Source organism: Stenotrophomonas sp. CFBP 13724, from assembly GCF_014841975.1.
Classification (GTDB): domain Bacteria; phylum Pseudomonadota; class Gammaproteobacteria; order Xanthomonadales; family Xanthomonadaceae; genus Stenotrophomonas; species Stenotrophomonas lacuserhaii.
The window spans coordinates 999,080-1,011,339 of the sequence record NZ_JACYUW010000001.1 but is presented as its reverse complement, the minus strand read 5'-3'; the positions used below and the strand labels follow the sequence as shown (position 1 = coordinate 1,011,339).

11 protein-coding genes are annotated in these 12,260 nt (G+C 67.9%); 6 read left to right on the top strand and 5 right to left on the bottom strand.

Annotated elements, in window-relative coordinates:
* Positions 1-34: 34 nt before the first annotated feature.
* On the bottom strand, positions 35-646 hold the full coding sequence (locus tag IFT63_RS04405; RefSeq protein WP_192083350.1) for a superoxide dismutase: 612 nt from the start codon (positions 644-646) through the stop codon (positions 35-37).
* Between the two features lie 199 nt (positions 647-845).
* On the opposite strand from IFT63_RS04405, the gene IFT63_RS04400 reads away from it, so the two are divergent.
* Both IFT63_RS04400 and IFT63_RS04395 read left to right on the top strand, forming a co-directional pair.
* A complete protein-coding gene (locus tag IFT63_RS04400) occupies positions 846-1,304 on the top strand; it encodes a ribonuclease domain-containing protein (protein WP_192084130.1) in 459 nt (152 codons plus the stop codon).
* Positions 1,301-1,717, top strand: a complete 417-nt coding sequence (locus IFT63_RS04395) for a barstar family protein (protein ID WP_192083349.1) — start codon at positions 1,301-1,303, stop codon at positions 1,715-1,717. Before IFT63_RS04400 ends, IFT63_RS04395 begins: the two co-directional genes overlap by 4 nt.
* A 4-nt stretch (positions 1,718-1,721) precedes the next feature.
* Here the strand turns inward: IFT63_RS04395 and IFT63_RS04390 are convergent, their stop codons facing one another.
* Both IFT63_RS04390 and IFT63_RS04385 read right to left on the bottom strand, forming a co-directional pair.
* Positions 1,722-3,503, bottom strand: a complete 1,782-nt coding sequence (locus IFT63_RS04390; protein ID WP_192083348.1) for a hypothetical protein — start codon at positions 3,501-3,503, stop codon at positions 1,722-1,724.
* Between the two features lie 10 nt (positions 3,504-3,513).
* Positions 3,514-4,113 (bottom strand): NfuA family Fe-S biogenesis protein, encoded by a 600-nt coding sequence (locus IFT63_RS04385; RefSeq protein ID WP_101098566.1) that lies wholly within the window; start codon positions 4,111-4,113, stop codon positions 3,514-3,516.
* A 95-nt stretch (positions 4,114-4,208) separates the two neighbouring features.
* Between IFT63_RS04385 and IFT63_RS04380 the strand changes: the two genes are divergently transcribed.
* The 3 genes from IFT63_RS04380 (at position 4,209) to zupT (ending at position 5,881) form a co-directional block, all read left to right on the top strand.
* Positions 4,209-4,550 (top strand): 4a-hydroxytetrahydrobiopterin dehydratase, encoded by a 342-nt coding sequence (locus IFT63_RS04380; protein WP_192083347.1) that lies wholly within the window; start codon positions 4,209-4,211, stop codon positions 4,548-4,550.
* A 5-nt stretch (positions 4,551-4,555) separates the two neighbouring features.
* A complete protein-coding gene (locus IFT63_RS04375; RefSeq protein WP_042613276.1) occupies positions 4,556-4,978 on the top strand; it encodes an energy transducer TonB in 423 nt (140 codons plus the stop codon).
* Positions 4,979-5,071: 93 nt separating this feature from the next.
* Positions 5,072-5,881 carry a zinc transporter ZupT gene (gene zupT, locus IFT63_RS04370; protein ID WP_192083346.1) on the top strand — a complete coding sequence of 270 codons (810 nt, stop codon included), beginning with the start codon at positions 5,072-5,074 and terminating at the stop codon, positions 5,879-5,881.
* 398 nt (positions 5,882-6,279) lie between these two features.
* On the opposite strand, the gene IFT63_RS04365 is transcribed toward zupT, so the two are convergent.
* A complete protein-coding gene (locus IFT63_RS04365; protein WP_192083345.1) occupies positions 6,280-7,254 on the bottom strand; it encodes an RluA family pseudouridine synthase in 975 nt (324 codons plus the stop codon).
* Positions 7,255-7,661: 407 nt separating this feature from the next.
* Here IFT63_RS04365 and IFT63_RS04360 point away from each other — a divergent pair, with 407 nt between their 5' ends.
* The gene (locus IFT63_RS04360; RefSeq protein WP_192083344.1) at positions 7,662-11,120 is read left to right on the top strand and encodes an Rne/Rng family ribonuclease; all 3,459 of its coding nucleotides are present in this window, start codon (positions 7,662-7,664) and stop codon (positions 11,118-11,120) included.
* 202 nt (positions 11,121-11,322) lie between these two features.
* Here the strand turns inward: IFT63_RS04360 and IFT63_RS04355 are convergent, their stop codons facing one another.
* Positions 11,323-12,258, bottom strand: coding sequence for an endonuclease/exonuclease/phosphatase family protein (locus IFT63_RS04355; RefSeq protein ID WP_192083343.1), 936 nt, complete (start codon positions 12,256-12,258; stop codon positions 11,323-11,325).
* Positions 12,259-12,260: the final 2 nt, after the last annotated feature.

Here is a 12,260-nt window from a genome sequence, read left to right as displayed (position 1 = left end):
GGCCCTTCTGGTTTCTACCGGAACGCTGTTGCGATCAGGCAACCGCTTCCTGGTAACGACGCTCGACTTCATTCCAGTCGATCACGTTGAAGAACGCGCCGATGTATTCCGGGCGACGGTTCTGGTACTTCAGGTAATACGCATGTTCCCAGACGTCCAGGCCGAGGATCGGCGTGTTGCCTTCCATCAGCGGGCTGTCCTGGTTACCGGTGCTTTCCACCACGACCTTCTTGTCCGGGGTAACGCTCAGCCACGCCCAGCCGCTGCCGAAGCGCGTCAGCGCGGCCTTGGTGAAGGCGTCCTTGAACTTGTCGAAGCCACCGAGATCGCTGTCGATCTTCTTGGCGACCTCACCGACCGGGTTGCCGCCGGCATTGGGCGCCATCACGGTCCAGAACAGCGAATGGTTGGCATGGCCGCCCCCGTTGTTGCGCACCGGGCCCTGCAGGTTCTCCGGCAGCGACTTCAGCTTCTTGACCAGCTCTTCAACCGGCAGGTCGGCGTACTCGGTGCCTTCCAGCGCTGCGTTGACGTTGTTGATGTAGGTCTGGTGATGCTTGGTGTGGTGGATCTCCATGGTGGCCGCATCGATATGCGGTTCCAGGGCGTCATAGGCGTAGGACAGCTTGGGCAGGGTATAGGCCATGGTGCATCTCCTCGTAGCTTGGGGACCTGGCAGAGGCCAGGTGGTGCACGGTAAATGATGGGGACAGGCGTGAAGATTACCAAGAGGGATGTAAAGGAAACTTCGTCCTGCAGGTGACCGTGGTGCGACAGGGCGGCCCTCATGCGCGATGCAGTCCGGCGGCGTTACAGTGGCCACTGTTTCCACGCCTGCCATCGCCATGCGCAATCCCCGCCTGCTGATCACTGCCATCGCCCTGCTGCTGCTCGGGCTGGTGGGCAACCATTTCCTGCAGCGCCCGGCCAAGCCGCAGTTCGCGCCCAGCCTGTCCGGCGCGCCGGCGCCGTCGCCGCCAGCCGCCTCGGCCAACCCGGCGCCCCATGCCGCGCTGCCTGGCTTTTTGCCCGCCGAAGCGCGCCGGACGATCGCGCTGATCCAGCGCGGCGGCCCGTTCCCGCACCGCCAGGACGGCAGCGTATTCGGCAATCGCGAGCAGCGGCTGCCGCAACGCGCGCGCGGTTATTACCGCGAGTACACCGTGGAAACGCCGGGCGCCGGCAACCGCGGCGCACGCCGCATCATCACCGGCGGCAAGCCACCGGACGCCTGGTATTACACCAGCGATCATTACGAGAACTTCCGCAGCTTCACTGTGCCCGCAAAGGGGACCGTGCCATGACCCACGATGCCTTCGGCCTGGGCCTGCACGACCTCAACAACGCTGGCGTGTATTCGATAGGGGATGGCGACGAGGCCGCGCTCGCCGCCGCCATGCGCGATGCCGGCCTGCTGGTGCGCCGGGTCGATCTGGAAGGGGTCGCAGACAAACGGACGCTGCTTGCACGACTTGCCGCGCAGCTGGATTTCCCCGCTGGGTCCGGTGGCAACTGGGACGCGCTGTCGGACAACCTGCGCGACCTGTCATGGTTGGGCGCTGCAGGCGGGCACGCGCTGTTCCTGGATCGCATCGACGCCCTGCGCGCGCAGGACACCGCCAGCTTCGACACCCTGCTGGACATCCTCGACGAAGCCAGCCAGTACTGGGCCGCGCAGGACGTGCCACTGTGGGCGTTCCTGTCCAGCGGATACTGAGCGGTCAGCGGACGCTGCCGTTGTCTTCCTGGAGCTCCTTCTTGAACGGGATGTCCGGTGGAGGACGCGCGATGGCCGGCTGGTCCTGCATGTTCGGATCGTTGAGGCCGCACCCACCGCCGAACTGCAGCACCGAAATCACGCAGGAAATTTTCGTGCTGGTACCCGGCAGCGGAATCTCCACCGACTGCACGCCACGCCTCACCCACTCGGCCAGCAACGATTCATTGGGTACCCAATATTTGTCGAACGAGGTCGGGGTGTAGTCATACGGCGGTCGCTTGAGCCAGGTGCCGGACTGCGCGATGCGGTCGCGGCTCCAGCCATCGTTGTCACCGCCAGGCGCACCGCGGTCGCTGTTGCCGGCGCCATCCTGGCCGGGAACGCGCACGCTGCCGTCCGCGTTGAAGACGCCGCTGCCCTGCCCGGCATCACGATTGGCCTGCGCGCCCGCGCTGCTGCCAGGACGATCACGGGTGGACGCACCCCAATCATCACCGCGCGCCGGCGTCGCCCAGTTGCCCGGCGTCGGACGCGCCTGCGCACCCGCCTGGCCCGGCGCGCGCGATGCGGCGGTCGATGCTGAAGCCGCTGCAGCCGCCGAAGAAGACGGTGAGGCCTGGGCAGCCGGGGTCGCTGACGGGCGCGGGCTGGCGCTGGCCGCCGCACTGGCAGCGGCATTGGCAACGGCACGTTCGCGCACGGTCGGCTCGGTACTGGGCCGCGTGCGCAGCGCCGGCTCGCGCCCCGGTATCGTCGGCACGCTGATCGCAGGCGCGGTCACGGCAGCCACTTCGCGTTCGCGCACGACGGTGGGCTCACGCGGGGCAACCTGCACCGCCACCTCGGCCTGCGGCAGCCGCAGCGGCGTCGGCGCCTGCACCGCAAGCGGGACCTCGCGCTCACGCACCTGCACCGTGGTTTCAGACGGCGCACGGGTGCGCACGGGCGTCAGCGGACGCGGTGTGACCACGGCCGGAGCCTGCACGACCTGCACCTCGCGTTCGCGAACCGACGGCGCCGCCTGGCGCGGGACCACGGTGACTTCGGTGCGCGGCACGCTGACCGGCGGCACCACGAAATCGGTTGTTGCCTCGGCCACGTCCGTCGCCTGTACCGGCGGCGTCGGCAGTGGAGGCGCCGGTGCGGGCGGCGTCGGCTCGACAGGCGTGGGTTCGGACACCGTCGCCGGCGCAGCTGCGGCCTCGGCCGGGGCAGGCTGAGCCGCCGTAGTGGACGCTGCCGACGCGCTGTCCCGTGCTTCGGACGGGGATGCCGCCGGGCTGTCCGCCGCCGCACCGGCCTCGGCAGCTGCTGCGGCCTCGCTGCCGGGCTGCTCGCCGCCACCTTCCTGCGCGCCCTGTCCGATGAACTCCACCTGCACCCGCTCGCCCTCCCCACCCTGGGTATCCGGCTGCGAAGAGCGCACCAGTGCCACCCACAACAGCAGGAAGGCAAACAGCAGGTGCAACAGCAGGCTCACCCCTGCGGAAGTCCAGCGCATCCAGCGCTGGTCGCGCGGGGCCGGATCCCATTGCTGCCATCCCAGGCGACGCAGCGCCTGCCACATCGTCAGTCCCGGCAGGCGCCCATTGCTGGGTGGCAGGGGCCGCGGCAGCAGCACCGCAACCAGCTCACGCGCATGCTGGGGACGCGGCAGCGGCGGACGCGCGCGCAGCCAGATGGCCCACCCATACGGCAGGCCGGTCTTCTTTTCCAGAATGGGCGGCTCCTGCTGGCGCGCCAGCAGGGCGTCGATCCACTGTGCAGCCCGGGATGACGGCACGCAGCGGGCGTCAGGCGACGTTGCCGCGCGGCATGTACGGCGCCTGCCCACTATCGTGGTCGGTGGCATCACGTACCGCCGTGATGCCCGGAACCCGGCCCATCAGCGTCTTCTCGATTCCCTGCTTCAACGTGACATCGGCCATGCCGCAACCCTGGCAGCCGCCACCGAAGCGCAGCAGTACCACGCCGTCGGCAGACACTTCCTGCACCGCGACCTTGCCGCCGTGCGAGGCGAGCTGCGGATTGACCTCGTTCTCCACCACCCAGTGCACGCGCTCCACCAGCGAGGCCGCATCACCGGGCGCTTCGCCCTTGATGCGCGGCGCCTTGATGGTCAGCTGCTGGCCGCCGGCGTTGCCGGTGACGATGTCGATCTCGGCGCCGTCCAGCCAGCCCACGCTGTCGGAGGCCACGTACAAGGTGAAGCCGTCGCAGTCCACCGCCCACTCGTCGCCGAGCAGGTCGGCCGGTTCGGCGAACTCAAGCCGGGCATCTGCGCGGGGGGTGCCGGGGTCGACCGCGGACACACGCACGCCCATGCCGGGCACGCCTTCGCGTTCGATCAACTTGCGGAAATGGGTCTGGGCGGTGTCGGAGATCTGGATCATCGGGCTATTCTAACGAAGTACCTGTTACGCGATCATTCGGTTTATACACTGGACCGCGCAATGTTCAGTCAACGATTTCAGAGGTAGAGCATTCCATGAACGATCTGGTCCCGCTGGAACAGGCCCATTGCATCCCCCGCCGGGGCAACGAGCACCGCCTGGGGCAGGCCCGGCTGGCGGAACTGCTGCCCCAGGTGCCCGGCTGGGAACTGGTCGAGAACGGCCAGGCCCTGCAGCGTACCTTCCGCTTCAAGGACTACTACCACACGCTCGCCTTCGTCAATGCGCTGGCCTTCATCGCCCATCGCGAGGACCACCACCCCGATCTGGGGCTGCATTACGACCGCGCCGTGGTGCGTTATTCCACGCACGACGTGGGCGGGCTGAGCGAGAACGATTTCATCTGCGCTGCCAAAGCATCGGCCCTGACGGAGTGACTGCCATGACCCTGCGCCTGTTGATCCTGCCCCTGCTCGCCACCGGCCTTGCCGCCTGCGGTGGCTCCGGCCAGCCGGCGACCCCGGCCGCGCCGGCCACGCCGCCGACCGAAGTCGCCGCGGTGAAGACCCCGCCGCCGCAGTACCCGATCGAACTGGCCTGCAGCGGCGTGGGCGGTACCACCACCCTGAAGGTCGTGGTGGGAGTGGAAGGCAAGCCCACCGAAGTGACCCAGCTGACCAGCAGCGGCAACCCGCAGCTGGACGAACAGGCGCGCACCGCCGTGCAGGGCTGGCAGTTCAACGCCGCCAGCCGCAACGGCCAGAAGATGCCCGCCACGATCCAGGTACCGGTGAGTTTCAACCCGCCGCAGCCGCGCCCGGATGAATGCTTCGCGGTGGAAGAGCGGCTGCGCCGCGGCGGCTGATGCCCCGCTTTCCGCCACGGCCCGCCGGCGCCCACCCGTCCCCATCGTCCCGTCTGTGCGGGGCGACCGCTCCCCGAAGGATTGCACCGGCAGATGCTGCAGATTTCCACTGAGAACGTCTGGATCGCCTTGGCGGTCACCCTGGCTGCGGGTCTGGCCACCGCGCTCGGCAGCCTGATGGTGCTGTTCGCAAAACGTCCCAACCCTCGCCTGCTGGCCTTCGGCCTGGCGTTTGCTGGCGGCGCGATGGTCTACGTGTCACTGTCGGAGATCCTCAACAAGTCGATCGACTCGTTCACCCAGGCCTACGATCCGCGCCTCGGCTTCACCTATGGCACCCTCGCCTTCCTGCTGGGCATCCTGGTGATCATGGGCATCGACCACCTGATCCCCAACCCGCACGAGAGCCTGGACGCGAAGGATCCGAACTTCCGCGCCGATAACAAGGCCTACATCAAGCGGGTCGGCCTGCTGACCGCCGTGGCGATCACCGCGCACAACTTCCCCGAAGGCCTGGCGACCTTCTTCGCCACGCTGGAAAGCCCATCGGTGGGCATGCCGCTGGCCTTCGCCATCGCCATCCACAACATTCCCGAAGGCATCGCCATCGCGGTGCCGGTGTACTTCGCCACGCAGAACAAGTTCTACGCCTTCGCGGCGAGCCTGCTGTCCGGCCTGGCCGAGCCGATCGGCGCGGCGATCGGCTATTTCCTGCTGTCCGGCTCGCTGAACCACGCCACTTTCGGCTGGGTATTCGGGCTGATTGCCGGTGTGATGGTGTTCCTGGCGCTGGACGAGCTGCTGCCGGCGGCCAAGCGCTATGCCCAAGGTCACGAAACGGTGTACGGGCTGGTGGCGGGCATGATGACCCTGGCCTTGAGCCTGGTGCTGTTCAAGTGGTGAGTAGGTTGGCGAACAGGTAAGACCCCCTCGCGGCTGGCGGCCTGCTGGGGTGCATCCGAGGCTGGGCCGGGCGGCGGGGCTGGTCGGGGGACGGCAAAAACTGCGTCCATGCGGGCCTCGATTCGCGCCATCCATGGCGCTCTACGCCCCCGCCCAACCCCGCCGCCCGGCCCCCGGACAGGTTCCGTGGGCGCCAGCCGCGTGAAAAAAAAAGAAAGAAGCGGTAGCGCCGACCCATGGTCGGCGGGCGCAGCGGGCCGTTGGCGGGAACATTCCGCCGACCATGGGTCCGCGCTACCCTTTTTTTCTTACGCGGCGGATGGCCATCGGAATCTGTCAGGGGCCGGGATGCGGCTAGAAATCCACCCACCGCGAGGGGCTCTGCCGTTCGCTGCTACCTACTTCAGCCGATCCAGCGCCTCGACCAGTTCTTCGGCCAGCGGCGCGTTCAACACGTAAGGGGTCTTGCCCGCGTCCAGCGCGAACTCCAGCGAGGCGGCATGCAGGAACAGCCGCTTCAGGCCGATCTGCTCACGAAAGCGCTTGTTGACGACAGGATCGCCGTACTTGTCATCACCCGCCACCGGATTACCCAAGTGCTGGGCGTGCACGCGGATCTGGTGGGTGCGCCCGGTTTCAATCCGTACCTCGCAGTACGAATGGCCACCGCGGCGCTCCAGCACCTTGAAGTGGCTGATCGAGGGCTTGCCGATCGCGTTCACCTGCACGTGGCGCTCGCCGCCCTGGCGCAGGCCGACGTGCAGCGGCGCGTCCACCGTCATGGTGCCGTCGGGCATGCGCCCGGCCAGCAGGGTCAGGTATTTCTTGCGGATGCCGGCGCCGTGGTCCTCGCGCAACAGCGCCTGCAGCTCGCTCAGCGTAGAGCGCTTCTTGGCCACGATCAGCAGGCCGGAGGTGTCCCGGTCCAACCGGTGGACCAGCTCCAGGGTCTTGCCCGGACGCAGCGCCCGCAGGGTTTCGATGGCGCCGAAGCTGATCCCGCTGCCGCCGTGGCTGGCCACGCCGGACGGCTTGTTCAGGGCCAGCAGGCGCTCATCTTCATACACGATGGCCTGTTCCAGCCGGCGCATGAACGACTCCGGCGGACCGGTCTTGTCGCCTTCCTCGCTGAGATGGACCGGCGGAATCCGGATCACTTCACCGCCTTCCAGCTTGCGCTCGGCCTTGGCGCGGCCGCCGTTCACCCGCACCTGGCCGCTGCGGACCAGCTTGTAGACCAGGCTGCGCGGCGCCCCTTTCAGTTGTCCGAGCAGGAAATTGTCCAGCCGCTGTCCCGCCCGGTCGTCGGGAACGGTGATCATGCGCACGGAAGGCTTGTCGGAGTTGGGGTTTGCGGGGTCTTGAGCAGTCATCAGCCTGTTTATTCTGTTACACTCGGGCGGCGAGATAAGGGATTGATTTCGTTGGAAGTTACTCCGGGCCAGAAGCCTGTCTTCCAACGAATCCGGCACAGTGCGCGACCACCGCCCCCGGGGCGGCCATGTTAGCGGCTCACCGGCGCTCCCGGCCATCGCCGATTGCCTGACACGCAGTCGCGCTGAACATGTCCCGTGTGGCGCTCCAGTTTTGGCTGACAGCTGCCGCCGGTCCCGTAACACCCAAAACCAGATAACAAGAGCGCTCCCGCGGCCTGCCGTGGTGTCGTAGCGCTGGAAACCCGGGCCACCCTCCCCGCGCCTGCGCGAATGGGCGGCCAGCCGTATCCAGAGGCGAAACTCCATGGCGTTCCGCGCGGTAGCCGCTTGCGAGGAACGCAACAATGAAGCGAATGCTGATCAACGCCACGCAGGCCGAAGAACTGCGTGTAGCCATCGTGGATGGCCAGTCGTTGTATGACATCGACATCGAGCAGCCGGCCAAGGAACAGAAGAAGTCCAACATCTACAAGGGCCGGATCTTCCGCATCGAGCCCTCGCTCGAAGCGGCCTTCGTCGAGTACGGCGGTGGCCGCCACGGCTTCCTGCCGCTGAAGGAAATCTCCCGCGATTACTTCCAGGCCGGCGTGGACCACAACAAGGCCGGCATCAAGGAGCTCCTGCGCGAAGGCCAGGAAATCGTGGTGCAGATCGACAAGGATGAGCGCGGCAACAAGGGCGCTGCCCTGACCACGTTCATCTCGCTGGCCGGTCGCTACATGGTGCTGATGCCGAATTCGCCGAGCGCCGGCGGCGTCTCGCGCCGGATCGAAGGCGAAGACCGCGCCGCCCTGAAGGACGCGCTGGACAAGCTGAACATTCCCGACGAAATGGGCGTGATCATCCGCACCGCCGGCGTCGGCCGCGATGCCGAAGAGCTGCAGTGGGACCTGGACTACCTGCTGAACGTGTGGCGCGCCATCGCCGAAGCGGCGCTGAGCAAGCCCGCCCCGTTCCTGATCTACCAGGAATCGCGGCTGATCGTGCGTGCCCTGCGCGACTACCTGCGCGCGGACATCGGCGAGATCCTGGTCGACACCGAAGAGATGTACCAGCACGCCCGCGAGTTCATGCAGCAGGTGATGCCGCAGACCCTGCGCAAGCTCAAGCACTACACCGATGACATCCCGCTGTTCAACCGCTTCCAGATCGAGTCGCAGATCGAAGGCGCCTACGAGCGCAACGTGCGCCTGCCGTCGGGCGGCTCGATCGTGGTCGACCAGACCGAAGCGCTGACCGCCATCGACGTGAACTCCTCGCGCGCCACCAAGGGCAGCGACATCGAGGACACCGCGTTCCAGACCAACCTGGAAGCGGCAGAAGAAGCGGCCCGCCAGCTGCGCCTGCGCGACCTCGGCGGCCTGGTGGTGATCGATTTCATCGACATGTCCTCCAACAAGCACCAGCGTGAGGTCGAGAACCGTCTCGCCCAGGCGCTGAAGTACGACCGCGCCCGCGTGCAGGTCGGCCGAATCTCGCGCTTCGGCCTGCTGGAAATGAGCCGCCAGCGCCTGCGTCCGAGCCTGGGCGAATCCAGCCAGCTGGTCTGCCCGCACTGCGACGGCCACGGCCGCATGCGCAGCGTGGAATCGCTGTCGCTCTCGATCATCCGCGTCGCCGAAGAGCATGCGATGAAGGAAAACACCGGGCAGGTGCTGGTCCAGGCCCCGGTCGAGATCGCCAACTATCTGCTCAACGAAAAGCGCAGCGCGCTGCGCGAGATCGAAGCGCGCCACGAAGCCCCGATCGTGATCGTGGCCGACGAGCAGCTGCACACCCCGCATTACACCGTGACCCGCCTGCGCGAAAACGAGCTGGGCGAGGAAAGTGGCAAGCCGAGCTACCAGCGCGGCACCCCGCGCAAGCTGCCGGTGCATGCCCTTACCAAGGGCCAGCTGAACATTCCGCCGCCGGCCGTGACCCAGGTCCAGCACAACTCGCCAGCGCCGATCCGCGAAGAAGCCGCGCCGCAGCCGGCTCCGGTTGCGGTGGCCGCTCCGGTGGCCGCTCCGGCTGCCACCGGCGGCGTGGTCGGTTGGTTCAAGCGCATCTTCGGGGGTGAACCGGCGGCCGCACCGGCACCGGCACCGGCCGCGCGTGCCAACGGCGGTGAGAATGGCCGCAAGGACCGCAACGGCAAGGATCGCAACGGCAAGGACCGCAAGGACCGCCGTGACGACAGCCGCAGCGCCGGCAACGGCGCCGCGCAGGCGCAGGGCCAAGGCCGCAAGGAACGTGGTGAGCGTGGTGAGCGCCGCCAGGGCAATGCACCGGGCGGCAACGCACAGGTCGCTGCCACCGCCAACGCACAGGCCGGCAACGGCAATGGCCAGCAGCCGAAGCAGCGTCAGGAGCAGGGCCAGCAGGGTGGCAAGCAGCGCAATGAGCGCGGCGAGCGCACCGAGCAGGCCCAGGGCCAAGCGCCGGCACAGGGCCAGCAGCAGCCGAAGGTGAAGCAGCCGCGCCAGCCGCGCGTGCAGGATGGCGAGAAGCCGCAGCGCGACGGCAGTGACATTGCCGCCGCCGCAACCGTCGCGGCGATCACGCCGATGGGCCTGGACGCTGCCGAAGCCGCATCGCGCCTGGCCAACCAGCAGTTGCGTGGCGAAGAGGTCGACAGCCACACCACAACCGCGGCATCCCCGGCAACACCGCAGGCAACCGGGGCAGCACCGGCCGCGGCACGCGTGCCGGTCGCCGACACCGACGTCGAAGAAACAAGCGCGGTCAGCGTTGAAGGCGCCGAAGGCACCGAAACGCCGGCCACGGATGACGGCAACAGTGAAGGCGGCTCGCGTCGTCGTCGTGGTCGTCGTGGTGGCCGTCGTCGTCGTCGTGGCAATGCAGAAGGCACCGCATCGGATTCGCTGGGTCATGACGATTCCGACGAAGACGACAACGACGCCGAAGAGCAGGATGCGACCGCAGCTTCGGCTCCGTCTGAAGTGAGTGACACCGAAAAGCGCCAGCCGGCCTCGAGCCGTCCGCAGCCGGAGTTCGACTTCGACGACGAAGGCGATGCCCCGGCGCCGGTCGAGCGCGAAAAGCGTGCAGCCGCAGTGCTGGCGACCGCCGCCATCGTACCGGCCGCGGCCAGCGCAGTGACTGCCGCGCGGGCTCCCGTGGTTGAAGCGCCGAAGGTTGAAGCACCCAAGGTGGAAGCACCGAAGGTCGAGGCGCCGAAGATCGAAGCAGCGCCCGCATTCGTGGCACCGACCCGGACCGACACCCCCGCCGAAGCCGTCGTCGATGTGGAAACGGTGAAGCCGGCCGTCAGCGCCGACGTTGCACGCCCGCAGCGCGACGCCGCCACCCAGGTGCAGGCAGAAGTGCCGAAGGCCGAAGCGCCGGCCGCTGCAGCCCCGGTCGCAGCTGTCGAGCAGGCTCCGTCCTGGCAGCCCGTGCCGCAGGCAGCGCCCAAGGTGGAGGCCGCCCAGGCCGAAGCCGAGGCGCCGAAGCCTGCCGCCGTGGCAGCACAGCCGGCACCGGTGCAGACCAGCATGCTGGATGCCATCGAACCGGCTGCGCCGCAGGCTCCGGCCGTCACCGCACCCGCGGCGGCTGAGCCGGTCGTGGCTCCGGTTGCCGCTCCGTTGCCGGCCGCGGTTGCCGCACCGGCAGTGGTCGAAGCGGTCGAAGCCGCCGAGCCGGCGATCCTGGCCGGTGGCACCGACGCCGCCGCCCAGGCTGCGGTCGTGGCCCAGCCGGAACCGGCCGCCGCATCGAAGGTCACCGAAACGGTGACCAGCGAGACGGATGCCGAGGAAGACAAGGCCAAGCCGGGCAACCTGCCGCAGGGCTGATCCGCTGCCGTGGTGAAAATGAAAACAGCGGCCTTCGGGCCGCTGTTTTTTTTGTGCCTGGTGGCTGGCCGGTAGCGCCGAGCCGTGCTCGGCGAGTGCATCGGCAAGGGCGTGACGACCAACGGTCGTCACCCACCAGAGCAGAAGCTGACGGCCAGCGGCCGTCACTACCCGGCGACCGTCAGTGCCCGGCGGCGTCGCCCTAGCGCTTCTCCGCCGCCGTGTCCGGCGCGAACTGCAGGCGCGTCCATACACCGTAATGGTCCGACGCCCAGCGGCCGCTCGCGTCGGGCTGGTCGAACAGGATCTTCGCCTCGCGCGCCAGCAACTGGTCCTGCTGGAAGAAGATATGGTCGATGCGCGATGGCGCTTCGAAATAGTGGCGGTTCAGCGTGCTGACCTTCGCCAGGTCATTGTTGACGTGCACGCTGCCGTAGCTGTCGCCGTAATGGCTGCGCAGCCCGCTCAGATCCCCCGCATCGACCAGGGCGTTGAAGTCGCCTGCAATCACCACCGGCGCTCCGGCCGAGGTGCTGCTGATGAAGCGCAGCAGGTCTTCCACCTGCGCCCGCCGGATCTGGATGCCCTGCGCATCGGAACGCTCGTTGAGGTGGGTGGCGTAGACATTGATCGGCCTCCCATCCACTTCGATGCGCAGGTGGCCCACCGTGCGGTAGTCGCCCAGCGGCTGCAGCAGGTGCTGGCCGCGAGCGACGACCGGCCGACGGGTCAGCAGCGCATTGCCATAGCGTTTGGTTGCCCCGGCCGGATCGGTCGAAACGAACAGGTACGAATAGCCCAGCCGGGCCGCCAACCACTCGGCCTGGTTGCGCACATCACGCTTCTGGATCACTTCCTGCAGCGCGATCGCATCCGGCTGCAGCCGCTGCAGCTCGGCCAGGATCGTCTTGCGCCGCTCCGGCCAGTCCTCGCGATCATGGTGCAGGTTGAAGGTCACCATGCTCATGCCCGCTTCGCGCGTCATCCCCGTCGAAGCGCCGTTCGTTGCCGCGACCGCTGCATCCGACCTCAGATCCGCCGCCATGCCCCCACCGGGCAACAGCAACGCCGCGCCCACGGCACACCCAAGCACCATCGGCACGACACCGCGCGCGCACTTCCCGCCCCTCACCCGCATGC

Coding starts and splice junctions, on each gene's coding strand:
- IFT63_RS04365 (WP_192083345.1), bottom strand. CDS start 7,254: ATGACTGCTCAAGACCCCGCAAACCCCAACTCCGACAAGCCTTCCGTG.
- IFT63_RS04395 (WP_192083349.1), top strand. CDS start 1,301: ATGACCCACGATGCCTTCGGCCTGGGCCTGCACGACCTCAACAACGCT.
- IFT63_RS04360 (WP_192083344.1), top strand. CDS start 7,662: ATGAAGCGAATGCTGATCAACGCCACGCAGGCCGAAGAACTGCGTGTA.
- IFT63_RS04385 (WP_101098566.1), bottom strand. CDS start 4,113: ATGATCCAGATCTCCGACACCGCCCAGACCCATTTCCGCAAGTTGATC.
- IFT63_RS04400 (WP_192084130.1), top strand. CDS start 846: ATGCGCAATCCCCGCCTGCTGATCACTGCCATCGCCCTGCTGCTGCTC.
- IFT63_RS04375 (WP_042613276.1), top strand. CDS start 4,556: ATGACCCTGCGCCTGTTGATCCTGCCCCTGCTCGCCACCGGCCTTGCC.
- zupT (WP_192083346.1), top strand. CDS start 5,072: ATGCTGCAGATTTCCACTGAGAACGTCTGGATCGCCTTGGCGGTCACC.
- IFT63_RS04405 (WP_192083350.1), bottom strand. CDS start 646: ATGGCCTATACCCTGCCCAAGCTGTCCTACGCCTATGACGCCCTGGAA.
- IFT63_RS04380 (WP_192083347.1), top strand. CDS start 4,209: ATGAACGATCTGGTCCCGCTGGAACAGGCCCATTGCATCCCCCGCCGG.
- IFT63_RS04355 (WP_192083343.1), bottom strand. CDS start 12,258: ATGCGGGTGAGGGGCGGGAAGTGCGCGCGCGGTGTCGTGCCGATGGTG.